The organism is Halodurantibacterium flavum (assembly GCF_042681825.1).
Taxonomy (GTDB): Bacteria; Pseudomonadota; Alphaproteobacteria; order Rhodobacterales; family Rhodobacteraceae; genus Halodurantibacterium; species Halodurantibacterium flavum.
Genome location: NZ_JBHUGH010000014.1, coordinates 1 through 626, shown reverse-complemented (window position 1 = coordinate 626; position 626 = coordinate 1). Strand labels below are relative to the sequence as shown.

Here is a 626-nt window from a genome sequence, read left to right as displayed (position 1 = left end):
TGGGACGGGATCGTGTTCCAGACCGAGCCGTCCTCCAGCGTCGTGTAGCCCAGCACCAGCTGGCAGCTCTCCATCACCAGCGGGTGGATGAACTGCTTGATGGTGCGCTTGTTCGAGGTCTCGACCGCGCCCATCTCGACCTTCTTGGCCTCTTCGACCGTCACCAGCCGGTGGGGCAGCGCCCGGTGCGCGGGGGCCGAGGTGATGTAGAACCGCCCCTGCCCCGAAAACGTCACGGCGCCGGCGCCCATGCCGAGGTAGAGCACGTCGCCCGTGCCCATGTCCCAGCCCTGCCCCGCGGCCTCGACCCGCCCGGGGGCGCCGATGTTCACGATCCCCATCTCGCGCCGGTCAAGGAAAGAGGGCGTCCTGGTCTCGGCGATCTGGTCGAGCACCAGCGCCGCGCCCTCCGGCACCGCGCCGCCCACCACGAAACGGTCGTAATGGGTATAGGTCAGCCGGATCTCGCCCGCCGCAAACAGCCCCTCGACCAGGAAATGCCGGCGCAGCGTGGCCGTGTCCATGGCGCGGGCGTGGTCCGGGTGGATCGCGTGGCGGGTCTCAACATGCGTCATGGTCTGGTCCTTTCAGAGAAAATCGTCACGCCGCGGCGTGAAACTGTCGAT

The 626-nt window shown here is 68.1% G+C and carries 1 protein-coding gene; it reads right to left on the bottom strand.

The window, feature by feature from the left end:
* The coding region (locus tag ACFSGJ_RS17120; protein WP_390264658.1) for a 5-deoxy-glucuronate isomerase at positions 1–575 on the bottom strand (575 nt) is incomplete at its 3' end.
* Positions 576–626 lie beyond the last annotated feature (51 nt).